Raw genomic sequence first — 24,466 nt, 5'->3', positions numbered from 1 at the left:
TATAAACCCCTCTCATATGTGCGGAATTTTGTTGGACAACGTACATTGTATAGTTTGTCTACATTTTATAGTATAGAGCACTTTTTACTATAATTGAAATGAGATGATTGTGTGCCTTTTATAAATCGGTTTACGACAACAGTACCTGGTGCCGTCACGTTTACTGGGAATACGCTGGGACTTAGCCCTACATCGCCTGCACCAGGTAATATTTTTGGTACACTTGCTGTGTTTACGACAGTAAATACAGCGTTGCAAGTACCAGGATTCCCAGCGGGGACAACAGATGAGTGGCAATTGAATTCTTCAAGTGCAATTTTAAATCTTCCAGCGGGAAGCAGTGTGTTATATGCAGAATTAGTTTGGGCTGGTACTTTCCGGACTGATACGGAAGATGTTTTACCATTTTTAAATGATAACATTACATTTACAACGCCAGCAGGGACGTTTTCTGTTACGCCAGATCCTGCTACCGCGCAGCAAGGTTCAGTAGGAAACCAGTTTTATTATGCTCGCTCTGCCAATGTAACGAATCTTGTTAGTGCAGGTGGAGCAGGCACATATACTACAGGTGCCGTGCCAGCTGCAAGAACTTCAGCTGACCCAACAATTAGCCGTTCAGCGGGCTGGACGCTTGAGGTTGTGTATCAAAATGCAAGTTTACCACTTCGAAATTTGTCAGTATATGCAGGTCAAGAAATTATTGATGCTTCATCACCACCAGTTGATGCTACTATTTCCGGATTTGCTACGCCAGCTACAGGAGCTGTAACAGGAAGGGTACTTGTAACTGCTCAAGAAGGTGATTCTAACATTTCTGGAGATCAACTTCGCTTTGGACCGAATGCGAGTGCTACAGTTGCATTATTCGGGCCGAGAAACCCTGCAAATAATTTCTTCCAGTCTCAAATTTGTAATGACAGCGGAAATTTAGATACGAGCGGTACATTTGGAGATTTAAATCAGCCGTTAGGGGTAGCTTTGGCTGTCCGAAGACAGGGGTGGGATATTACGAATGTAGATGCCTCCGCATCTTTAGTAAACAATCAAACGTCAGCAACTGTTCGATTTGTTACAAATGGAGATGGATACGCTGCAGCTGGTTTTGGTGTTCAAATTGATGCAACAGGTCCAATTATTAATCCTGTTAAATCGGTCAATAGAACAGTCGCAGGGGTAGGGGATACTCTCACTTATACGATTACGGTCCCAAATACAGGAACAGGAAGTGCAGAAAACGTTGTATTACGTGATAGTATTCCGAGCGGAACGACGTTTGTTGCAGGTAGTGTAACGGTAGGAGGGGTAACACAGCCGAATGCGAACCCTGCTACTGGAATTAATTTAGGTACAATCCCAAATAATACGCAAAGAATTGTTACCTTTCAAGTGCGAATAACATCGTTTCCGAACCCCAATCCTATTCCAAATCGTGCAATGGTATCATATCAATTCCGTCCTTTCGTCGGTAGTCCACTTATTACTAGTATGTCTTCTTCGAATACAGTACAAACGACAGTGAATCAAGCAACTATAAGTATGCAAAAATCTGTAGATCTACAGACGGCAACGCTTAATGATGTATTAACGTACACGGTTAATGTGACGAATAATGGAAACGTTACTGCAAACAATGTTATTTTTGTTGATAGTATTCCTGCAGGAACAACATTTGTAGCAAACAGCGTTACGGTAAACGGAGTAGCACGTCCAGGAGCGAATCCAGCAAGTAGTATTAATCTAGGCAGTATTAATGCTTCGCAAACGACCGTAGTGCGCTTTCAAGTTCGAGTAACATCGAACCCTCTTGTCAATCCAATTCCGAACCGTGCAAGTGCAACATTTACCTTTACTCCAGTGCCTGGTCAACAACCAGTTTCTGGGCAAGCGACAAGTAATACTGTAGTTACGACAATTAATATAGCTGATATAACAACGAGAAAAACAGTGGATAAAGCTTTTGCAACGGTTAACGACGTTCTTACGTACACGGTTACAATTCAAAATACAGGAAATGTACTTGCAGCGAACGTTATTTTTCAAGATCCAATCCCAATTGGAACGACATTTATCGCAAATAGTGTGACTGTGGATGGGATTTCACAACCTGGAGCAAATCCAGCGACTGGGTTTACAGTAGCTAATATATCTCCCGGCGGAAGTAGGACTGTTACATTTCAAGTACGAGTTACATCGACGCCATCAGGAGGCACGATTGCGAATCGCGGAAATGTAACTGCTAATTTCGTCGTTATTCCAAATCAGCCACCAATAACGATTAATAGACAAACGAATACAGTTGTGACACAAGTTAATACAGGCGGTTTAAATGTAATAAAAGAAGTGAATACAACGCAAGCCGCAGTAGGGGACACTTTAACGTACACAATTGCCGTTCAAAATACAGGAAACGTTTCGTTAACAAATGTATTTTTCCAAGACGCTATTTCTTCCGCTGTTTCATTTGTTGCAAATTCTGTAACAATTAATGGAGTACCGCAAAGTGGATTGAATCCGAATACAGGATTTTCTCTTCCGAATATTCCTGCGGCTCAAACCGTTGTAGTCACATTTGATGTATTAATTATACAGGATCCAGAAAATGAAGATATTTTAAATCAAGCAAATGTAACAGCAAGTTTTCAAGTGAATCCGAGTGAACCACCCGTAACAATCAATGTTCCGAGTAACATTGTGAATACAACTGTACAATCAGGTAACTTTGAAGTTGTGAAATCAGTAAATACGGATGTTGCAACGGTAGGGGATATTTTAGTATATACAATAGAAGTCATAAACGCAGGTAGTGTACCAGCTACAAATGTATTTTTCCAAGATTCAATTACACAAGGTACATTATTTATTGAAAACAGTGTCTTTGTGAATGGGATCTTACAAGAAGGGGCAGATCCAGAATTCGGATTCCCATTAAATAATTTGCCCGCTGGTGCGAGTGTAATTGTTACATTTGAAGTATTAATTGATGAAGTTCCACTTGGAAATAATGTTGTAAACAGTGCGAATGTTACAGGAGATTTCCTTGTAAATCCAACAGAGCCACCGATTACTGTAACAGAACCAAGTAATACTGTTATGACGGTCGTAAATTCTTCAGGATTAAATGTAATAAAAAGTGTAAGCGCTACTGAAGCTGGTGTAGGAGATACGTTAACGTATACAGTACGTATACAAAATAGTGGGACAGTAGCAGCAACTAATGTATCGTTCCTTGACCCGATTCCAGTTGGAACCACTTTTGTAGCGAATAGTGTAACAATAAATGGGACACCTCAACCAGGTTTAAACCCGACAACTGGATTTCCACTTGCTAATATTCCAGTAGGAGGGATGGTAACAGTTACTTTCCAAGTAACAATCACGAGTGTACCACCAAATAGAGTTCTTCCGAATAATGCGAATGTAACTGCTGATTTCCAAGTAAGTCCTCTCCAGCCACCAATTACAATTGTAACGATTAGTAATATTGTTGTGACGCGAGTGAATGTAGGATCACTTAATATAATGAAGAGTGTAAATACACCACAAGCAGGAGTAGGGGATACGTTAACGTATACGATTCTTATTCAAAATACAGGAACTGTTCCTGCAACGAATATTATTTTTCAAGATCCAATTCCGTCCGGTACTGCGTTTGTAGCAAATAGTGTGACGATAAATGGAGTCGTTCAGCAAGGCGCAGATCCTATGGCAGGATTCCCAGTACCAAATATTCCGGTCGGGCAAACGGCCACGGTTACGTTTCAAGTTACCGTGACGAGTGTTCCGAGCGGTGGAAATATAAGAAACCAATCTAACGTTACTGCCAGTTTTCTTATAAACCCAGCAAACCCTCCAATAACGACTGTTACAAATAGTAATTTCGTTGTGACGCAAGTAAACACAGCACAGTTAAATATACAAAAAACTTCATCTGTACAACAAGCAGCACTTGGAGAAACTTACACGTATTCTGTTGTCATTCGTAATAATGGTACAGTAACAGCAACGAACGTTTCTTTCATTGATCCAATTGCTCCAGAAACAACATTTGTAGCAAATAGTGTAACGATAAATGGAACACCACAACCTGGATTTGATCCAAATGCTGGATTCCCGCTTCCTAATATTGCAGCTGGAACATCATTGACCGTAACGTTCCAAGTTACTGTGGTTGCACCATCTACACGTGGAGCAGTATTAAATACAGCATCTGCTACAGCCACTTTCTTATTAAATCCTTTACAGCCACCTGTAACAACAACGAACTCAAGTAATACAACGGTAGTTACAATACCATTACCTCCTCCTGGTGAAGTAACAGCAACAAAAACAGTTGACGTTGCAACTGGAGCGGTTGGAGATGTATTAACGTATACCGTGCTCATTTCAAACGTAGGAATTATACCAGTTACAGATGTGTTCTTCCAAGATGTCATACCAGAAGGAACAACGTTTGTAGAAGGTAGTGTAACGATAGGTGGAGTGCAGCAATTTGGTGTAAATCCAGAAATAGGATTTACAGTTACGCCATTATTAATCGCTGGTGGAAGTATTGAGGTCACGTTCCAAGTGACCATTACGGAAATTCCAGATAATGAAGTCATCTTAAATGATGCAGATGTTACATTTACTTCACAACCAAATCCGCAGGAACCACCGATTACAGAAACGATATTAACGAATTTAGTCGTTACGACAATTAATATAGCGTCTATTTTTCCGTTAAAACTAGTAGATAAAGAAGTAGCCACTGTAGGAGAAATATTAACGTATGATGTATTGATATTTAATTTCGGAACAGTGCCAGCGACCAATGTTCAATTTATCGATACGACTTCTGCTGGTGTAGCATTTGTACCAGGAAGTGTGAGCATAAACGGGGTACTGGCACCAGGGTTCGATCCTTTCATTGGTTTTACAGTTCCAAATATACCTGTAGATGATTTTGTAGTTGTCACATATCAGGAAGTGGTTACAAGCATACCAGAAGGTGGTACGATTGTTAACTTTGTAGACGTTACAGCTACATTTGCTGTAAGTGAAACAGAACCACCGATTACGGAGACGACGACAAGTAATACGACATTAACAGAAATCAATGAGCCTGGTTTGAATGTTTTAAAATCAGTAAGTCAGCCGGTTGTTGCAGTAGGTGATACAATCACATATACAACAGTAGTTCAAAATACAGGGACAGTGCCAGCAACGAATGTTCAATATAGTGATGTACTACCTTCTTCTATAGCATTCGTGCCGAACAGTGTAACGATAGACGGTGTGTTACAACCTGGATTCAATCCGAATAATGGATTCCCGCTTCCAGATATAAACCCAGGTGAAAGTGTAGAAGTCATCTTCCAAGTAACCGTTGTTAGTGCGCCATCAAACGGAACAATTGCCAATACGGCAAATGTAACTGGAAGTTTTGTATTAGTACCAGGAGAACCACCAGTTATAGTAACAGAGCCGAGCAATACAACACTTACAACTGTAAATAGAGGGCAATTTAATGTTATTAAACAAGTAAATAGGGTTGCTACTCTCGTTGGAGATATATTAACGTATACGGTTCAAATAACAAATACTGGAACAGTAACAGCTAATGCTGTTCAGTTTGTTGATACCATTTCAGCAGGGGCGTCATTTGTACCAAATAGTGTAACGATAAATGGAGTCCTGCAACCAAACTTAAATCCAATTACTGGCTTTGGAGTTGGAGATATACCAGTTGGTGAAACGGTTATCGTGACGTTTCAAGCGACAGTTACAAACATCCCGTCATCAGGAACAATTACGAACGTTGCAAATATAACAGGAAGCTTTACTTTAGTGCCAGGAGAACCACCAGTTGTAGTAACAGAGCCGAGTAATACGACGATAACTAGAGTGAATAGAGGACGATTCAGCGTTATAAAATCTGTAAATAAAGAAGCGACACGATTAGGAGATACGTTAACGTATAGTGTGCAAGTTACAAATACGGGAACGGTAACAGCAACGAATGTTCAGTTTATCGATGTTCCATCACCTAGTTTAGAATTCGTTCCTGGAAGTGTACAAATAAATGGGATTCCGCAAGTAGGTTTAGATCCATTTGTAGGCTTTTCATTACCGGATCTTGCTGTAGGGGATAGCGTATTAATTACATTTGAAGTAAATGTAATCGCAGTTCCGCCTTCTAGTAGTATTATGAATACAGCAAGAGTAACGGGTGATTTCGAATTGATTCCAGGAGAACCTCCGTCTACAATTACAAATTCAAGTAATACGACGGTTACGCCGGTAAATAGAGGTAGCTTAGATATGCTAAAAGAAGTAGACCATTCAATTGTTGGCGTAGGAGAAACGGTAACGTATACGGTTCGTATATTAAATACTGGTACTGCTGATGCAATGAATGTTCAATTTATCGATGTGCTATCTCAGGAAGCTGATTTCGTTCCAAATAGTGTAACGATAAATAGGATTCTGCAACCGGGGATAAATCCGCAAATTGGATTTACGATACCAGATATTCCAGTTGGTGAGACGGCACTTGTAACATATAAAGCTACGATTACAAGTTTTCCGGATGGTGGAACAGTAGTAAACGTTGCTGGAGCGTTAGCAGAATATATTTTAGTACCAGGAGAGCCTCCAGTTACAGTGATGGACACGAGCAATACAGTTATTGTAACGGTAAATACTGCAATCTTATTTGTTGCAAAAGGAGCAAACTTTGAAGTAGCGATGGTAGGGGATGTTGTCACTTACGGAATTGCCGTTATAAATGATAGTACAGTTCCTGTGACCAACATTGTGTTAACGGATATCATTGATCCAAATACGTTATTTATAAATGGCACGGTAACGGTAAACGATGTAGCTCTTCCATTTGCTAATCCAAATACCGGTATTCCATTAGGTGATTTTCAGCCAAATGATGCGGCAATTATTAATTTCCAAGTTGTCATAACAGGAGGGCAAATAAATAATTTAGTCACAAATACTGCTATAGCAAATGGGCTCGCAATTGTAAATCCGAATGAGTTACCAGTAGTAGTGGAAGGTGATAGCAATACAGTTGTTATCCCGTTTATTCCTCAAAATGTCTCAACGACAGTCGTAAAAACGGCAGATTTACAGGCAGCAACGATTGGAGATGTCATTACGTTTACGACAGTTATTACAAATACGGGGGATACTGTCATACAAAATATTCGTTTTCAAGATATGTTAGATAGTAGTGTTCGATTTGTACTTGGAAGTGTAACGGTTGATAATACACCAGTACCAAATGTAAGCCCGGTATCAGGATTTCTTATAGGGAATTTAAATCCAGGTGAAGCACGAACAGTTTCGTTCCAAGTAGTAGTTCAGAGTGCCCCAAGTGGTTCGGGGAATTATATAAATCAAGCAAGTATTCGTTTCGAACATCAAGTAGGCACAGTGTTACCACCTGTTACACAAATAGTAGAAAGTAATATAGTTGTTATTCCATTTGTTCCAACGATAGAACAAATTTGCGAAACGAATCTTAATTGTTTAGGGAAAAGTTCTTTTCAATGTTCTCCGTGTGATCACTTGCAAATAAAGAGAAAATAAATGCAGAAAGAGCATCCTGTAAGAGAAGGATGCTCTTTCTATATGAATCAAGTAGATTCTTTTTCGGGTGAGCTGAAAAATTCATCAATTTTGTCGGAGAGTAGAAATGGAATAGCTCCTTTTATAACAGAAATGTCCCAGTCCCACCATGAGATATTTTCTAGTTTGTCAATTGTTTCTTGTGGGAAACGATATCGAACAAATTTTGCAGGATTACCAGCTACAATTGCATATGGCGGTACATCCTTTGTAACAACACTCTTTGCGCCAATAATGGCACCGTTACCAATCGTAACACCAGATAAAATGCAGGATTGATAACCAATCCATACATCATTGCCGACTACAATATCACCTTTTGAAGAGGGGTGACCAGTAATATGGGCTCCTTCGCTGAAAAGAGCGTTAAATGGATAAGTCGTTATCCAGTCCGCGCGATGTTCTCCGCCAAGTATGAAAACAACTTCTTCTCCTAATGAACAAAACTTACCTATTTTTAATTTCGTTTCATCATTCCAAGAAAAAATAGTTGGACCTACTTTACTATAAGTATAATCACCGATATCATACTTACTATATTCAGGTTTTTGATTTAAATATAACATGATTCTTCAACCTTCTTTCTCAATCAAGAAATAAGCGTGGAATATTATATGCAAGGTGTAGTAAGGTGACCAGTGTTAATAGGTAAAATAAATAAATGGGAGTGGAATGTATGAGATATGAAATGGGATTATATAATAAACCTTTTCAGTCAATTCAATCAGGAAAAAAAGTGTATGAAGTGCGCTTATACGATAAAAAGCGTCAACTCATAAAACAAGGCGATCATATTGTATTTACGAACCTTACGACAGCAGCAACGATGGTTGTAAAAGTAACGGAGATAAAACGATATAAAAACTTTCAAGCAATGTACGAACAAATTGATAAAAAATTATTGGATTGTGAAAATGATAGTTTAGAGGAAATGTTAGAAAGTACATACAAAATATATACGAAAGAACAAGAACAAAAGTGGGGAACAGTTGCGATCGGTATTGAGGTAATAAAATGACAAGAAATCGCGGCGCAGCTATCATTGTGCAGGAAGGGAAAATTGCTCTTATAAAACGTATCCGAGAAGATGAAACGTACTATGTTTTTCCAGGTGGAGGAATTGAAGAAGGAGAAACACCTGAAGAAGCAACAAAGCGAGAAATTTTTGAAGAATTAGGGGTACATATAAAAGTGGAGCATCTAATTGCAAAGATGGAGTATAAGGGTACGGAGTATTATTTTAATGCCGATATTGTAGGTGGAGTTTTTGGAAGTGGTAAAGCTGAAGAATTCGAAATGAAAGATAGAGGGATTTATATTCCGTTATGGTTGCCGATATATGAGTTGGAAAAAGTGAATATAAAACCGTATGAAGTGGTCGGAAATATATTCAATCATTATAAAATATAAGGTCTGACAACATACAAAAAAAACCATTGACATAGTCTTCTGATTTAAGTATTGTATTCGAGTATGTTTATAATCAGGAGGTTTATATGAGCAATCAAACAACTACACATCATGTGAAAATGACAACAGCAGATCCATCTGGAATTGGTCTATTTGGATTAGCGATGGTAACACTTGTAGCATCATCTCAAAAGTTAGGCTTAACAGATGGCGTTTCACTAGTATTACCATGGGCAATCTTTTTAGGAGGATTTGCACAAATCTTTGCTTGCATTCACGATGCAAAGCATAACAATACATTCGGTACAACAGCATTCGGTGCATACGGTCTATTTTGGCTAGGTGTTGGAATGACTTGGTTAATTCAACTTGGAGTATTTGGCGAAAAATTAGCACAAGCTGCAGATTCAAAACAGCTTGGTGTAGCCTTTATCGGATATTTAATTTTCGCAATCTTTATGACAATTGGTGCAATGGAAACACATAAAGTATTATTTATGATTTTCGTCCTTATTGATTTCTTATTTATCGGTCTTTCATTAAGTACTTTAGGTGTTATGCCGCATGCAATGCATAATTTAGCAGCATATTCTGAACTTCTTATTTCATTATTATCTTTCTATGGTTCAGCAGCAGCAGTGTTAAACACACACTTTGGTAAAGTTGTTTTACCAGTTGGAAAGCCGTTTGGTATTTTTAAAAAGTAATAAAAAGCACAGATGATTGTATAGTCATCTGTGCTTTTTATATGGAATAAATAAAAATAAAAAATACAATTGAAATTGATTCTCATTATTAATATAATGAGAATGAGAATCATTTATTGTAAGAGGGGGATGCCAAAGTGGCGAAAATTTTAATAGCTTATGCAAGTATGTCAGGAAATACAGAGAGTATTGCTGATTTAATTAAAGTTAGTTTAGATGCTTTTGATCATGAAGTAGCATTGCAAGAAATGGAAGGCATGGATGCTGAAGAATTATTAGCTTATGATGGAATCATTTTAGGATCTTATACGTGGGGAGATGGGGAATTACCATTTGAAGCGGAAGATTTCCATGATGACTTAGAAAATATAGATTTATCAGGGAAGAAAGTAGCGGTATTCGGATCAGGTGATACGGCGTATGAACTATTTTGTGAAGCGGTAACGATATTTGAAGAAAGACTTGTAGAGCGCGGTGCAGAGCTTGTACAAGAAGGGTTGAAAATCGAACTAGCTCCAGAAGATGAAGAGGATGTTGAAAAATGCAGTAATTTTGCAATTGCATTTGCTGAGAAGTTCTAAGAATGGGAGTGTCAACGTGGAGACAATGTTAAGTGCGACCGCTATTACAAAGTTAAGAGATGGAAAGCTTATGTTAGCTACTACATATAATGGTTTATTTATTGAACAAGACGGAGAATGGAAACAAATTTTAAATGGTTTTCAAAAACGAATTAGGGATTTACATAGCGAAGATAATGTAGTGTATGGTGTAGGTGACGAAGGAATTTTTATTCGTAGTATGAATGGTGGAGAGAATTGGACGGTTCAACGTTTTCCAACAAAGGCAACGAGTTGGAATGTATGTAGTAATATAGAAGGAACTGTCATTGCTCATGGAGATAAAACGTTGTATCATTCGAATGATTTTGGTTCGACATGGGAAACCATTCATCCATTTCTTGAATATGGTGGCGGAGCACCATCTATTCGATCGTTGTTTTTATATAAACATTACTTATTTATCGGTACGAAAATACATGCTAAATATGGTGGTGTTTGGCTCTTTAATTTGGAGACACTTAAATTAAAGAGGATTAAAATCGTGATGAATCAAATGATCTCAGCGTTGACTTTACACAACTCTTATTTAGTAGCAGCCAGTGGATCATGCAAAGGCATTAGCGGGAATATTTCTTTTTGTAAAATAAATGAAAGTATTGAGAGTGAAAAACCATATTGGCACACATGTCAAAGTGAGCAAAAAGCAAGTAGCTATTTAGACTTAAGTGTAGATCAACATGTGTTATATACAACGTCAACGCAAAATAAGGCTGGGATTAGTACTGTTTGTCGTGTACTTTTAGAAGAAGGAATTGTAACAGTATGTGATTCAGTTAAAGGGCATGGCTGGCGCATTGTGAACCAAAAAGAAGCCTATTTTATAGCGGGATCAGGTGAATCAAAAGCGATGCAGTGGAAGAAAAAAATTGTATAGCAAAAAAACTTTGCTTTTATTATATTGATATGATATATTATATTTAAACCATTTTACTTTTAATAATATAGAGATTTAAATGAGCTGTAACTTCCGAGGAGGATAGCAATGTTAAATCTCCTCAGAGTTGCAGTTTTTTTAATGTCTGACTTATTTTTGTAAAGTGGTTGAAAATGAATATGTACATATAGGTACATTGTAGGAGGATTTTTTACATGCAAAACGGTAAAGTAAAATGGTTTAACTCAGAAAAAGGTTTCGGATTCATCGAAGTTGAAGGCGGAGAAGACGTATTCGTTCATTTCTCAGCTATCCAAGGCGAAGGTTTCAAAACTTTAGAAGAAGGTCAAGAAGTTACTTTCGAAGTAGAACAAGGTAACCGTGGACCTCAAGCTACAAACGTTAACAAGAAGTAATTGTGGAAGAAAGAAGGGCTTGCCCTTCTTTTTTTTTGCGTTTTAATTGAAGAACCTCCTATGTACATAGCATAATGAGATTGAATTTTCGTTTTTTAGATGAAGTATTACATGCATAAAGTGTATGAATAAATAAATACTGAAAATAAAGTATGTGTGTGAAAAGGAATGTAGAAAGAGGTAAATAAATTGAAAAACGCTACACATTTTATTGTGTTTGATATAGAGAGAAATTTTAGGCCATATAAATCAGAAGATCCGTCAGAGATAGTTGATATCGGAGCTGTAAAAATAGAAGCAAGTACAATGAAGATAATTGGAGAATTTTCGGAGTTAGTAAAACCCGGTGCACGACTTACTCGTCATACGACAAAATTAACGGGAATTACAAAGAAAGATTTAATGAATGTAGAGAAATTTCCACAAATTATAGAGAGATTTATTCAGTTTATCGGAGAAGATTCTATATTTGTTACATGGGGAAAAGAAGATTATCGATTTCTATCTCATGATTGTACGTTACATGCTGTAGAATGCCCTTGTATGGAAAAAGAAAGAAGAATTGATTTACAAAAATTTGTTTTTCAAGCGTATGAAGAATTGTTTGAGCATACACCAAGTTTACAATCTGCAGTAGAACAGCTCGGTTTAATATGGGAAGGGAAGCAGCACCGTGCTTTAGCGGATGCTGAGAATACAGCGAACATACTTCTTAAAGCATATAGCGAGAGAGATATTACTAAAAGGTATAAAAGGCATGGTGAACTTGAACTAGTAGAGAACGGAAAACTAACAGAAAAAGCGAAAAAAAAGATGCGAAAATGGGTATTTAAAGAAATGAGAAAAAATACTGAGCGTCCTTTCGTTTGGAGTACATTTGAAAGTAGCGACACGTGGGAAAGTATAACGGAAAGATATTATATAAGTGAACCAACAATAGAACTTCTGAAAAAACATTTTCGTACGGCGGTTCGAAAAGCGGAAAGGCAGATTAGGTATTTGGCTGAGATGGAGAAGAATGCAGAGGTTAAATGACATTCTTCTCTATTTCTAGCTACATAAATTTACTGTCATTGTATTGATGGATGAATAAAGTATTCATATAAATAGGAATTGATTTATTGTGCTACTTTGAAATTTAAGGTGTGGTAAGAAATTTTTTAATATATTCATAAAATTAGAGCCCATAGAAATGAAAGAGGGTAAAGTTGAATGGAAGCAATCTTTAACATTGTAACAGTTTTAGTTTTTGGGATAATATTTACCACGCTATTAGCGGTAATTACACTTCCTTTCATAGCACAGAAGAAGAATTGGAAAAGGCTTAATATATCTTTAAATCGTGGTGTATTAAAGATTAAAATAGAAGAGTAAGCTAAGAGTCTTATATATATATATGGGAGGTGTGATAGTGATAGACTTGGATATTAACGATGTTACCGTACAGATGGAATTAAACGGAGTCTTTTGGAATGAGGATGGGATTGCTGAAATGACGGTGACTACAAAAGAAGAACATTCTCTTATTCTTCGTCTAGTAGTTGATTTAGAAAGGAAAACGATTAGGGCGACGAGTGCTGAAATAGTGAATGGATTCTGTCCTCTGTGTAAACAGAAAAGGAACGAATGTAGTGAACTTAATGACTTACAAAATAAAATGGAAATTTTAGAAGAGGCCTACGATTGGGTGAGAGAGCATCCGGAATATCGTTTTCAGTTATCCTTTTACGAGTACAATAAGTTTGAGGTAGTGAAGTGAAATTTTCACTTGAACAACATACATAGTGACTAAAAGAACTCGGTCCACTAAAAATATTGAAGAAGATACTTTTAATGGAAATGAGCTTGTACAACAAGGAAGCGATATACTTAATACTGCAACAAATGTCTTCTTGAATCAAAAATAAACATATTTTGTTATAAAGCAGAAAAACCGATTCTTAGTAGAATCGGTTTTTAATATAAATGAAAACTATGCCCCAAATAAAAGAGCGCTTATTAAAAGCGCCCAGTAAAAACAGTTAAATAGAAGAATTTATTCAATCCCGTTCGGATCATAAGAATACTGCTGCTTATTCTCAATCCGTTCAATTACGTCTTGCAACTCGTCTGGCTTCAGAAACTCAATTGGAGAGAAGCCTTTCTCAAATGTAAGTGTATCAGCCTCAATCATTAATACGTATCGGTCATTTACCTTTGCGATATGTATTTGATCCCCGAAATCAGCAAGTAGGGCTTTCACAGAGATATGATCTGCTTTTAGCTTCAATTCCACTTCAGGCGCATGCTCGACGATTTGAGCGGTAGCTTCCATTACTTCTTCGGTTGAAAATTGTTCCATAATTTCGCGTTTCGGACTGGCAGCCCATACTTCCATTGCTTGGTCGAACTGTTCGCGTTCTTCCGTACCTTCTTCAAATACATCTTCAATTTGGTCATATACCATGTCCATTACTTGTGTTTTCATAATTTCAGGCATAGAGCGTTCGTATTCGACGAATTTTAAGAAGTCTTCAAAGTAACGGGCGTGTGATGCTTGGTGAATCTTTAGCTCGCCCACTTCGACCATACCTTCTTCGGGCATGTACGGATATTGGATAGATTTCATATTTTTTGTTGTGATGGCCATTTCAACGTTACGAATTAGTGTGGATTCATCGGAAATGGAAGCGACTTTTGGCTCGAAGTCACATTTCATAACGAAGACGAATGGATCATCAAAGTATTTGCGTAGTTTAGCTTGCGCAATTAAAAATACACCACCGCGTACAGCACTTGTGTCAAGATATGTATAAACGAGAGGTTCGCTCATATCTTTGAAGTTTTCCTTCGTTTCTGCAAAGCGCATGCGATTAAATAAGTTGTAATGAGGATTTGAATCAAGTTCGTGCCCTTCTTCTACAATAAAGCGACCGATCTTTGTCGGAGCTTGCTCTGTTTTCGCATGACGTTCTACTTTTCTCTTTGAAATTTTTAATAATTCTCCATTCAAAAATTCTTTTAAGGAGCTATCTTCATACTCTTCAGCGTCTAATGTTTGAAAATGTTTGTAGCGTTTATCAACAGCTTCACCTTTTCCTTCTACTTGTACAACATAAAAGGAAAGATAATTTATTTCAAAATCCATATTTATCACCTTGTTTCATTTCATTAACTCTTATCAGTATAGAGATGGAAAAAACTTTCGTCAATTTATATAAGGAAGGGGAAGCCCCCTTCCTTCATATATTTTTTATTTCCGAAATTAAAATCCGTCTTCTAATGCTGAAAATGGAATGTTCAGTCTGTTTTCTACTGTACGTAAACGTTGGTTTAAGCGGTTTAATCTACGTGTATGACGTTCAACCGTGTTTTCTAATTGACGTACTCTTTGTTCAAGCTCATTTACTCGTCTTTCTAATTGACGGTTTCCAGCACCAGGAAAAGAGATTGGAAGTTGGAATTGTCGAGTTTGATCATATGGATTAACTTGTTCTACTGGATCTATATATTGTTGGTATTGTGCTTGTAAATCATATTGAGGTTGATAACCAGTTTGGTTATATGGATCGTATGGATTGTAGGGGTACATAAAAACATCCTCCATTTCTTTAAAATAGGTTAATTCACCATAATGTATGTGTAAAAGCGGAGTGTGGCACGGCAAATACCTATTTATGTTCACAGGATGTTTTTTATAAATACGAATATGGAGTTTTACATTTGTATTTCGTTCGTTTTATGGTATATACTGGATAATAGGGAGAGGTTACGTAAAGGTTACAATTCTATCAAACTCAAACTTTTATGTAAATATATATAGACATTTGGAAAAGAAAAGAGTAATTTATATAGAGTAAAAAATAACTTGTAACAATTTATAAATATATTGTAAAATGATTGTAACAAAACATACATAAAAATGAAATAATACATAAAAGTAGTATTGGGGAAAAGGGGAGAGTATATTGTTCCGTAAAGTAAAGGGTATATTAGTTGGGGTTTTATGTGTAGCTGTAGTGAGTGGCTGTGGTACAAAAGTAAGTGATGTTGCATTAGTAAGTGATATTGGTGGCCACACGGTAGAGGCTAAAGCAGAAGTACAGGATTCTATTAGTTTAGTAGATGGGCGTACAGGTACGGAAGTAAAAAAGTTAGATTTGTCGAGTCTAGGTTATTTTGAAGATGAAGCGAAATTTAAAAAATCAGTTGAGAAGGTTGCTAGGGAAGTTGGGAAAAATGTTGACAAAAAGATGGTCCCTTCACGTCTAGGATCTGATGGAAGTTGGCAAGAAGGGAAACCTTCTTATGAATTAATGGAAAAAGAATTAGTAGATAAATTATTAAACGTAGGTATGTGGGATTCTTCCTATCAATTACCTATTGTTGAGAAGAAGCCTACTGCAACATTAAGTGATGCGCAAGGAAGTGGTACGGTAATTGGTAGATATGAAACGAATTTAGGTGGCTCAACAGGTGGCCGTATTGAAAATATTCGTTTGTCAGCAGCGAGCATAAATGGAGTTGTATTAGCAAAAGGAGACCGTTTCTCTTTCAATGCATTAATTGGTGATACAACGCCAGATAAAGGATATCAATTAGGAAAAGAAATTGTAGATGGTAAATTAGTAGATGGATATGGCGGTGGTGTTTGTCAAACATCATCAACATTATACAATGCGGCAGATCAAGCTGGTTTGAAAATGGTAGAGAGAACAACACATTCTAAAACGGTAGGTTACGTTCCACAAGGAAGAGATGCTACAATTGCATATCCATACTTAGACTTAGTGTTTGAAAATACGAATGATGCACCTGTGAAGCTTTATATGGGCATTCAGGGCGGAAAGTTAGTTGCTGAAGTACATAAAATGCGATAAGAATTAGAACAGACTATTTTTGTAAAGTCACCTTTTCTGAAAGTTAGAAGAGGTGACTTTTTATTATGAATATAAAAATAATTGTAAATTCTGACTTTTCTTATTTACATAGGATGATTTTAGTTGTATCCTTCATAGTAACGGTTATATGTAATGGAAGAATATTGGGATAAGGAGATGGAGTTATTCATGGTACAAATTCATCCGAAAACACGTATTGGTCATGTTGAATTTAAGGTGATAGATTTAGAACGTCAAATTGCCTTTTATGAGAATGTTGTAGGCTTAGAAGTAATTAAGCAAGAGGGGAATAAAGCATATTTATCTGGAAAAGGTGGAAAGAATACATTACTTGTTCTTGAAAAGTTAGAGGACGGGGTACTGCAAGAGCCGCGTACGACTGGTATATATCATGTAGCCTTTTTAGTTCCGACTCGTGAGGCATTTGCTTCGGCATTATTTGGTGTGATTCGTAATAAGAATGTAATTGATAGTCCGACTGAGCAAGAGGGACGTTATACATATTCAAATGAAATTTTACCAATTTCAAGGTTTAATAGTGCAAGTGATCATACGTATAGCGAAGCGTTTTATTTACAAGACTTAGAGGGAAATGGTATTGAAATTTATGCGGATCGTCCGCGTGATCAATGGGGAGAAGGGCCAGGAGGAAGTACCCCGCTGGATTTAAAAGACCTAGCAACGCTTGTTGATTATGAGTTTGATGGATTACCTGCTAATACGGTCGTTGGACACGTGCATTTACGAATTGCTGATGTAGAGGAGTCAAATGAATTTTATGTAGATACAATAGGGTTTGAAGTGCAACAACGCGAAGATGACTGTTTATTCATTTCTGCAGGAGGATATCATCACCATATAGGGGCAAATACGTGGAACGGAGTAAATAATCCGTACCCACCGACACATGCAACTGGATTAAAAGTGTATACGATAGTACTGCCGCATAAAGAAGCCTTAGATGAAGTAAAAGAAAGATTAATAGAAAAACAGCATGGAATAAATGAGATTTTAACTGGATTTACTGTAGTAGACCCGAGTGGTATTACAGTACAGTTCGAAATAGAAACAGCATAAAAGAAGTCGGAAGGTGTATAATTACCTTCCGACTTCTTTTTGATACGTAATCCAGGTAGCACAAGGATTGAAAGGAACGGATTTTAATATCTCCATTGCATATATACTTGTTGAATCGAATTCACCTTGAATGAAAGAATAGCCGTGTTTATTTGCATACATAAATTGTTCGAAAACGAGCAGTTTCAGTAAGGATAAATCGTCTTTCGTGTGAGTTCCGCACCATCCTAGTTCTACCGTATTATCCTTTTCTGATGTATGGAGGAAAGAGTATGCCATAATTTGATGCTCTTCATTTATAATGAGAAAGCTCCCATCTAGTAGTACGTCATCAGCTAAAATCATCTCTTGCCAAGTTTGTAGTGGGAATGAGGCAACGGGATTTGCTAGGTGGGTTTGCTCATAATTTTCTTTTACTAAGTAGGCTAGTTTTTCTAATAAATTATTATTTGATACGATGTTCGATAAAGTTTGTACATGATAATTTGAATTAGGGACTATATCGATAGAAACTATTTTTTGTAAGTCTAATATCGGCATATATGTTCTTCGAATTTCCGTAAAATTATGTTCTTCAAAAAACGTTTTTAAATGAGCTGATGTTTCCCATATAGAGGTTTGTAATGGGAGTTTAAAGTTTTCTCGCTTTTGAATCTCGTTTAATAAAAATTCTTCAATGTGTAGCTCTGCATAGAAAGGATTCGTATATATTCGAAAGTATGTGCAGTATGGATGGAAGTTACTGCCCCAGGTGAAAAAGATGCCTACTACATCTTTTTTATAGTAGGCAACATACGCACATTTTGTTTTATTATCTCGTAATAAGTGAAATACGTACGATTCTTCATTGTATAAATCAATAAGTTGTTTTACTTGTAGCTCATTATTTTTACTATACTTCTCTATAACAAGATTATTTTCATTGGAGGACTTCATCATAGCTCAATCCAAAAACGTCTTACTACATTCCCATCTTCCTCAATGAAATCCTCATCACGAAGCCCGCCGTTATGTAAAATTGTTTTTTCTGAAGCAGTATTTACTTCATCGCAAACGATCAGTGCTTTCGTGATGTTTAATTGCTTCGCTTTTTCCAGTGATAATGCTAGTAATTTCGTAGCATAACCTTTTCTTCTTTCAGAAGGGCGAATGCCATAACCGATATGACCGCCAGCGTTAAATAAGTGTTCGGTTAAACTATGGCGTATATTAACAGTTCCTACAATTCTATTATTATCTGTAACGAGCCAATATGTAGAGTCTGGTACCCAAGATTCAGGAAGGTTTACTCCGTTATGTGCATCGAGTAGTTCTTGCACCATAGCGGGGAAGTTAGAAGGGTCTTTTGAAATAACCCACGGAATCATCGTTTCACCGCTATCTTTCCATTCGTTATAAAAATCTAAGTATTCGTCTTGTAAATCGGTAGTAGGTGTAAGCAAAGAGACGTTCATTGTGAGTAAGCTCCTTTATTTATGTAGTATGTATAAAAAAATCACGACATGAAATGAAAACGTTTTCTTAATTTTCTCAACCTCATTTCATGTTATCCACCTTTGTTTTTTCAAGAAAATGAGTGGATGTTTAAAATTAGAATTTATTTATTTTATGTTAATATTTAAAATATTAACATAAAATGGCCTAGGTATTAAGTGTATTTTAGTAAAATTCCTTCATATCGATACATGGATGTGTGTGATAATTTTTATTTTATCTATCTATAATGAATGAAAGGGGGAAGGGCTCGTGAGTGTAAATATTGATTTCATTATACGAATCGGTGTTGCTGGTTTGTTAGGAGCAATAATCGGTATTGAAAGGGAAATTCGATCAAAAGAAGCGGGCTTAAAAACACATTTCCTAGTAGCGGTAGGAAGTGCTTTAATAATGGTCGTTTCGAAATATGCTTTTTCAGATATTATGAATGAAGATCATATGGCACTAGATCCGAGTCGTATTGCAGCGCAAGTTGTTAGTGGAGTAGGTTTTTTAGGTGCAGGTACAATTATTATTCAAAAGCAGGCGGTGAAAGGATTAACGACAGCAGCTGGTTTATGGGCTACAGCAGGAATTGGATTAGCAATTGGTGCTGGTATGTATGTAGTAGGAATTGGAGCGACGATTCTCGTTTTAATTGGTTTAGAGATTGTAAGTCGTATTTTTAAGGTGCAATTTTTATTTCCGCAAAATATAATGGTGCAAATGTGTATAAATAAACGTGAAGCAGTACAACAAATATTAGAAACACTTCATATGAAAGGCATTCCAATACTTTCATATGAAGTGGAAGCTTCACAGCAAGGGATAGAAATTGTTTATAAGGTAGGGATGCAACTGAAAAACATATCGTCAGAAGAAAAGAATGAGTTTATTCAGCATATGCAAACATTACCAGAAGTTACATTCATAAAGTTAAAATCATAGTTTTGAAAACGAGGATAGATGTAGCGGGAATTTCGCTATTATCTATCTTTTTTTGATATAAAACGCACATAAAGTCAAGTGTTAATTTTGCATGGTATGGATACATGTGTGAACGTTACCTTATTTTTTCTCAATACAGTATAAAAAGTAAAAATAGTAAAATAATGGTGCGGTACACTAAAAAATGTAAGGTAGGGGAGAGCATGAAAGGCTATTCAAAAAAAGTGTTAGTAGGGGTAAGTTTTGCTAGTTTAATGTTAGGGAGTTTTCAAGGGGACGCATTGGCAGAAGGTACAAAGGGAGAGCAAGTTTCATATCGGAATGTGCTCAAAATGGAGCCGATTGGTTTACAATTACCAGTGCAAGAATTAGCTCATTCATCAAAAGTGTTGGAAAATAAGTCTTTTGAGAAAAGGCTACAATTTGCTGATTTGTCACAAAGACCGCCTGAAGTGAAAAAGGAAAGTAAGCAATTAGCTGTAGCGAAAACGTATACAATTGCTGAATTAAATCAATTGAGCAATCAGCAGTTAGTGGACTTACTTGTAACAATTGATTGGGAGCAAATTACTGGGCTATTTCAGTTTAATAAGGATAGTCTTGCATTCTATCAAAATGATAGTAGAATGCAGGCAATTATTGATAAATTGAACCAGCAAGGACAAGCTTATACGAAAGATGATTCAAAAGGGATTGAGACTTTAGTAGAGGTGTTACGATCTGGTTTTTATTTAGGATTTTATCATACAGAATTAAGTAAACTAAATGAGCGAAGCTATCATGATAAATGCTTACCTGCACTAAAAACGATTGCGAATAACCCGAATTTTAAACTCGGTACATTAGAACAAAATAGAGTTGTCTCATCATATGGAAAATTAATTGGAAATGCTTCAAGTGATGTGGAAACGATCACATCAGCTGCAAAGATTTTTAAACAATATAATGATAATTTTTCTACATTGGTAGATAATCTTTCAGCTGGAAATGCGATTTACGATATTATGCAAGGTGTTGATTACGATATTCAATCGTATTTGTACGATACGAGAAAAGCACCGAAAGATACAATATGGTATCAAAAAATTGATAGCTATATTAATGAATTAAGTCGTTTTGCCTTAATTGGAACGGTGACAGCGAAAAATGGTTGGTTAATTAATAATGGTATTTATTATACAGGTAGACTTGGTACGTTCCATAGTACAGAAACGAAAGGATTACAAGTTGTAACAGATGCCATGAAAATCTATCCGTATTTAGGTGAGCAATATTTCGTAGCTGCTGAGCAAATTGCGACGAATTATGGCGGGAAAGATGCGAATGGTAAAGTGGTTGATCTAGATCAAATAAGAGAAGATGGTAAGAAAAAATATTTACCGAAAACGTATACGTTCGATGATGGAGCAATTGTGTTAAAAGCTGGAGATAAGGTGACTGAGGAAAAAGTAAAACGTCTATATTGGGCGGCAAAAGAAGTGAAGGCACAATTCCATCGTACGGTTGAAAGTGACCAGCCGTTAGAAAAAGGCAATCCTGATGATGTATTAACGATGGTTATTTATAATAGCCCAGCTGAATATCAATTTAACCGTCAATTATACGGGTATGAAACGAATAACGGCGGTCTTTATATAGAAGGAACAGGTACGTTCTTTACTTATGAACGTACGCCAGAAGAAAGCATTTATAGTTTGGAAGAATTGTTCCGACATGAGTTCACGCATTATTTACAAGGTAGATATGAAGTGCCAGGACTTTGGGGACAAGGGAAGATGTATGAGAATGAGAGATTATCTTGGTTTGAAGAAGGGAATGCGGAGTTTTTTGCAGGTGCAACGAGAACAGATAATGTTGTACCGAGAAAGAGTATTATAGGAGGCATATCTTCAAATCCAGCAGAACGTTATACAGCAGAGAGAACGTTAAACGCAAAATATGGAACGTGGGATTTCTATAATTATTCCTTCGCTTTACAATCGTACATGTACAATAAGAGATATGATATGTTTGACAAAATTCATGATCTTATTAGGAAAAATGATGTAACAGCATATGATGCATACCGCTCTGCTTTAAGTAAAGATGCGAATTTAAATAAAGAGTATCAAGACTATATGCAAATGTTAGTAGATAACCGTGAGAAATATAATGTTCCATTAGTATCAGATGATTATTTAGCGACGCACGCACCGAAACCAGTTTCAGATATTGCAGCAGAAATTACAGCAGAAGCAAAATTAAGTAATGTATCAGTTAAGAAAAACAAATCACAGTTCTTTCATACATTTACACTACAAGGAACATATACAGGTACGACTGCAAAAGGAGAATATGAAGACTGGAAGACAATTACACAAAACGTAAATGATACGTTAAAACGTTTAAGTGCGAAAGAATGGACAGGCTATAAAACAGTAACAGCTTATTTCGTAAATTACCGTGTGAATGCAGCAGGACAATTTGAGTATGATGTTGTATTCCATGGGATTAATACAGAAGAAGGTGCTGTGAATAAAGCGCCAGTTGCGGTTATAAACGGCCCATATAGCGGAAATGTAAATGCAGCAATTTCGTTTAAAAGCGATGGATCGAAAGATGAAGATGGAAAAATTGTTGCTTATAAATGGGAGTTTGGTGATGGTACTGTAAGTAATGAACAAAATCCGACTCATGTATACACAAAAGAAGGAACATATACGGCAAAATTAACAGTAACAGATGACAAAGGATTAACGAATACTGCTACAACGAATGTAACGATTCAAAAGAAAGAAGATAATAGTGTAGAAAAAGAGCCGAATAACTCATTCCAGACAGCAAATAAACTGCAATTCAATCAAGTTTTACGTGCTAGTTTAGGAAACGGTGATACGAGTGATTACTTTGAAATAAATGTGGAAACGGCGAAAAACCTGCAAATTAATGTAACGAAGGAAAATAATATTGGAGTAAACTGGGTTCTTTATTCGGAAGCAGATTTAAATAATTACGTTACGTATGCCCAGCAAGAAGGAAATAAGTTAGTAGGAAGTTACTACACGTATCCAGGGAAATATTATTTACATGTGTATCAGTATGGCGGGGGAACAGGGAATTATACGGTAGAAGTGAAATAGTAAAAAGGTCGCCGTAAGTGGCGACCTTTTTGTTGCGTGTTATACAAAAAAATTTACAAAAGCTTGATAGGCACTACCAAGAGAAAATAACGTAGCTACCATATGTGCAGTCCATTTAGGCATATTTAATTTCAATACGGTATTGTACAAGATTCCATATAAGGGGGCCTGCCGACGAAACGCGGAAATTATACGCTAAGCATAAGTTTACCAATAAAATAAAAAACAAAGTCTGTAAATTTATGTAAAATAATGATATAATTTAATTGAATATAAAGAAAAAGGAAACCAATACAGCTTGTGCGTATGCAGTGCATTTTGGTCTAGGTCGCAGTCTTTTAACGTGCTCGAACTACAGGAGGAGTAAGCATATTCCCGATGGATCCATTTCTGCACTTCCATTATTTTGGGAAACCCCTGGTATCCAAGACTACATTTTACCCTTACATTATTTTTTTGATGTAGCTCTTGAAGATAAAAACTATTTAATTTTCAAGGAACAGTTATTAACTTAAAACTTATTATACTAGGAGGGTGTATCATGAAAAAAATATGCTTTGTATTAATTGTCGACGCTGGTATAAATTATGGTTCAATATTTTCTCTACCATTTTTAAGGAATCACGATGATTTGAAGGAATATTTTTCTGAGTATTATGATGTTTCGATTAATTATATTAGGGATAAAAACTCAGTTGACTATTTGGTAGTTCCCAAACCGTGTCCACCTTTTGATAATGAAAATAATCTTCCAATAATTGAAGTACCAGCAAACTTATTTATGGAAAAGGATTTTGAAAAAATAAAGACTTATATAGACAATTATTTTTCTAATAACTCATAAAGAAAATAAAAGTATAAAAAGAAGTCCGATAAAAAACGAGTGGTGAAGATTCAATGAATAAGGCACAAGCAACATTAGTAAATTACCAGCACCAACTAGATTTAGCTTCTTATTGGGGAGATGGTACCACTTCGTCTTCAGATGGGATGGGCATGCAAATGGAGGTTTCATCTTTACATGCAGACGCAAATCCACAGTACGGAACAGGTAAAGGTGCTACCATTAAAGTCCGATTAGTGAAGGCTAATAATCAGTGGGAGATGAAGAAAACCCCCACTAATTAAAGTTTCACTTTATCGCTTTATGAGTGATCAATTCTCTAGCTTTCATACAAAAGTGATTAATCCGAATGCTAGGGATGCCGTTCATGTCATTGATGGTTTACTACATCACGAAACAGATTTACATATTGAAGAGCATTCTATTGGATTATTACGCCTCTTAGAACATAAATAAAACCCTTGATTTT

20 protein-coding genes and 1 pseudogene are annotated in these 24,466 nt (G+C 36.4%); 16 read left to right on the top strand and 5 right to left on the bottom strand.

The window, feature by feature from the left end; genetic code table 11:
• The first annotated feature begins 111 nt into the window (after positions 1-111).
• Positions 112-7,584, top strand: coding sequence for a DUF7507 domain-containing protein (locus PDQ33_RS05780; protein ID WP_270755042.1), 7,473 nt, complete (start codon positions 112-114; stop codon positions 7,582-7,584).
• 47 nt (positions 7,585-7,631) lie between these two features.
• On the opposite strand, the gene PDQ33_RS05775 is transcribed toward PDQ33_RS05780, so the two are convergent.
• The gene (locus PDQ33_RS05775; RefSeq protein WP_000966320.1) at positions 7,632-8,189 is read right to left on the bottom strand and encodes a CatB-related O-acetyltransferase; all 558 of its coding nucleotides are present in this window, start codon (positions 8,187-8,189) and stop codon (positions 7,632-7,634) included.
• 110 nt (positions 8,190-8,299) lie between these two features.
• Here PDQ33_RS05775 and PDQ33_RS05770 point away from each other — a divergent pair, with 110 nt between their 5' ends.
• From PDQ33_RS05770 to PDQ33_RS05730, 9 genes are all read left to right on the top strand, one after another.
• On the top strand, positions 8,300-8,641 hold the full coding sequence (locus PDQ33_RS05770; RefSeq protein WP_061131696.1) for an ASCH domain-containing protein: 342 nt from the start codon (positions 8,300-8,302) through the stop codon (positions 8,639-8,641).
• A complete protein-coding gene (locus tag PDQ33_RS05765) occupies positions 8,638-9,033 on the top strand; it encodes an NUDIX hydrolase (RefSeq protein WP_061131697.1) in 396 nt (131 codons plus the stop codon). The genes PDQ33_RS05770 and PDQ33_RS05765 overlap by 4 nt, the downstream gene beginning before the upstream one ends.
• An 86-nt stretch (positions 9,034-9,119) precedes the next feature.
• Positions 9,120-9,740: an acetate uptake transporter gene (locus PDQ33_RS05760; protein WP_270755040.1), complete on the top strand. Its 621-nt coding sequence runs from the start codon at positions 9,120-9,122 to the stop codon at positions 9,738-9,740.
• Between the two features lie 137 nt (positions 9,741-9,877).
• Entirely contained in the window at positions 9,878-10,321 is a 444-nt protein-coding gene (locus PDQ33_RS05755; RefSeq protein WP_061131698.1) for a flavodoxin, read from the top strand.
• 16 nt (positions 10,322-10,337) lie between these two features.
• Positions 10,338-11,237 carry a WD40/YVTN/BNR-like repeat-containing protein gene (locus PDQ33_RS05750; protein WP_270392974.1) on the top strand — a complete coding sequence of 300 codons (900 nt, stop codon included), beginning with the start codon at positions 10,338-10,340 and terminating at the stop codon, positions 11,235-11,237.
• A 215-nt stretch (positions 11,238-11,452) separates the two neighbouring features.
• Positions 11,453-11,653 carry a cold shock-like protein CspB gene (cspB, locus tag PDQ33_RS05745; RefSeq protein WP_001179150.1) on the top strand — a complete coding sequence of 67 codons (201 nt, stop codon included), beginning with the start codon at positions 11,453-11,455 and terminating at the stop codon, positions 11,651-11,653.
• A gap of 189 nt (positions 11,654-11,842) precedes the next feature.
• A complete protein-coding gene (locus PDQ33_RS05740) occupies positions 11,843-12,688 on the top strand; it encodes an exonuclease (RefSeq protein WP_076874971.1) in 846 nt (281 codons plus the stop codon).
• A 177-nt stretch (positions 12,689-12,865) separates the two neighbouring features.
• The gene (locus PDQ33_RS05735) at positions 12,866-13,027 is read left to right on the top strand and encodes a hypothetical protein (protein ID WP_000387292.1); all 162 of its coding nucleotides are present in this window, start codon (positions 12,866-12,868) and stop codon (positions 13,025-13,027) included.
• 37 nt (positions 13,028-13,064) lie between these two features.
• On the top strand, positions 13,065-13,412 hold the full coding sequence (locus tag PDQ33_RS05730) for a hypothetical protein (protein ID WP_000566120.1): 348 nt from the start codon (positions 13,065-13,067) through the stop codon (positions 13,410-13,412).
• A gap of 276 nt (positions 13,413-13,688) precedes the next feature.
• On the opposite strand, the gene PDQ33_RS05725 is transcribed toward PDQ33_RS05730, so the two are convergent.
• Positions 13,689-14,780 (bottom strand): DUF3900 domain-containing protein, encoded by a 1,092-nt coding sequence (locus PDQ33_RS05725; protein ID WP_270755038.1) that lies wholly within the window; start codon positions 14,778-14,780, stop codon positions 13,689-13,691.
• 117 nt (positions 14,781-14,897) lie between these two features.
• On the bottom strand, positions 14,898-15,239 hold the full coding sequence (locus PDQ33_RS05720) for a hypothetical protein (protein WP_001997954.1): 342 nt from the start codon (positions 15,237-15,239) through the stop codon (positions 14,898-14,900).
• A 361-nt stretch (positions 15,240-15,600) separates the two neighbouring features.
• Here PDQ33_RS05720 and PDQ33_RS05715 point away from each other — a divergent pair, with 361 nt between their 5' ends.
• Both PDQ33_RS05715 and PDQ33_RS05710 read left to right on the top strand, forming a co-directional pair.
• On the top strand, positions 15,601-16,512 hold the full coding sequence (locus tag PDQ33_RS05715; protein ID WP_000488988.1) for a VanW family protein: 912 nt from the start codon (positions 15,601-15,603) through the stop codon (positions 16,510-16,512).
• Between the two features lie 189 nt (positions 16,513-16,701).
• Positions 16,702-17,610: a VOC family protein gene (locus PDQ33_RS05710; RefSeq protein ID WP_061131700.1), complete on the top strand. Its 909-nt coding sequence runs from the start codon at positions 16,702-16,704 to the stop codon at positions 17,608-17,610.
• Between the two features lie 21 nt (positions 17,611-17,631).
• Here the strand turns inward: PDQ33_RS05710 and PDQ33_RS05705 are convergent, their stop codons facing one another.
• Both PDQ33_RS05705 and PDQ33_RS05700 read right to left on the bottom strand, forming a co-directional pair.
• On the bottom strand, positions 17,632-18,549 hold the full coding sequence (locus PDQ33_RS05705; protein WP_000978258.1) for a hypothetical protein: 918 nt from the start codon (positions 18,547-18,549) through the stop codon (positions 17,632-17,634).
• Positions 18,546-19,064 carry a GNAT family N-acetyltransferase gene (locus PDQ33_RS05700; RefSeq protein ID WP_061131701.1) on the bottom strand — a complete coding sequence of 173 codons (519 nt, stop codon included), beginning with the start codon at positions 19,062-19,064 and terminating at the stop codon, positions 18,546-18,548. Before PDQ33_RS05700 ends, PDQ33_RS05705 begins: the two co-directional genes overlap by 4 nt.
• Before the next feature lie 292 nt (positions 19,065-19,356).
• Here PDQ33_RS05700 and PDQ33_RS05695 point away from each other — a divergent pair, with 292 nt between their 5' ends.
• The 4 genes and pseudogenes from PDQ33_RS05695 to PDQ33_RS05675 all read left to right on the top strand — a co-directional run.
• Positions 19,357-20,034 carry an MgtC/SapB family protein gene (locus tag PDQ33_RS05695; protein WP_000115697.1) on the top strand — a complete coding sequence of 226 codons (678 nt, stop codon included), beginning with the start codon at positions 19,357-19,359 and terminating at the stop codon, positions 20,032-20,034.
• Between the two features lie 203 nt (positions 20,035-20,237).
• Positions 20,238-23,153 (top strand): collagenase ColA, encoded by a 2,916-nt coding sequence (gene colA / locus PDQ33_RS05690; protein ID WP_061131702.1) that lies wholly within the window; start codon positions 20,238-20,240, stop codon positions 23,151-23,153.
• A gap of 541 nt (positions 23,154-23,694) precedes the next feature.
• A complete protein-coding gene (locus PDQ33_RS05680; RefSeq protein WP_000717602.1) occupies positions 23,695-23,997 on the top strand; it encodes a hypothetical protein in 303 nt (100 codons plus the stop codon).
• Positions 23,998-24,041: 44 nt separating this feature from the next.
• Positions 24,042-24,417 (top strand): annotated as a pseudogene (locus PDQ33_RS05675) (Tn3 family transposase); the annotation flags it as partial.
• Positions 24,418-24,466: the final 49 nt, after the last annotated feature.

The sequence above is a fragment of the Bacillus cereus group sp. Bc031 genome (assembly GCF_027716265.1).
GTDB classification, from domain to species: Bacteria; Bacillota; Bacilli; order Bacillales; family Bacillaceae_G; genus Bacillus_A; species Bacillus_A paranthracis.
The sequence above is the reverse complement of the archived record's forward strand: the minus strand, read 5'-3'. Positions and strand labels throughout refer to the sequence as shown.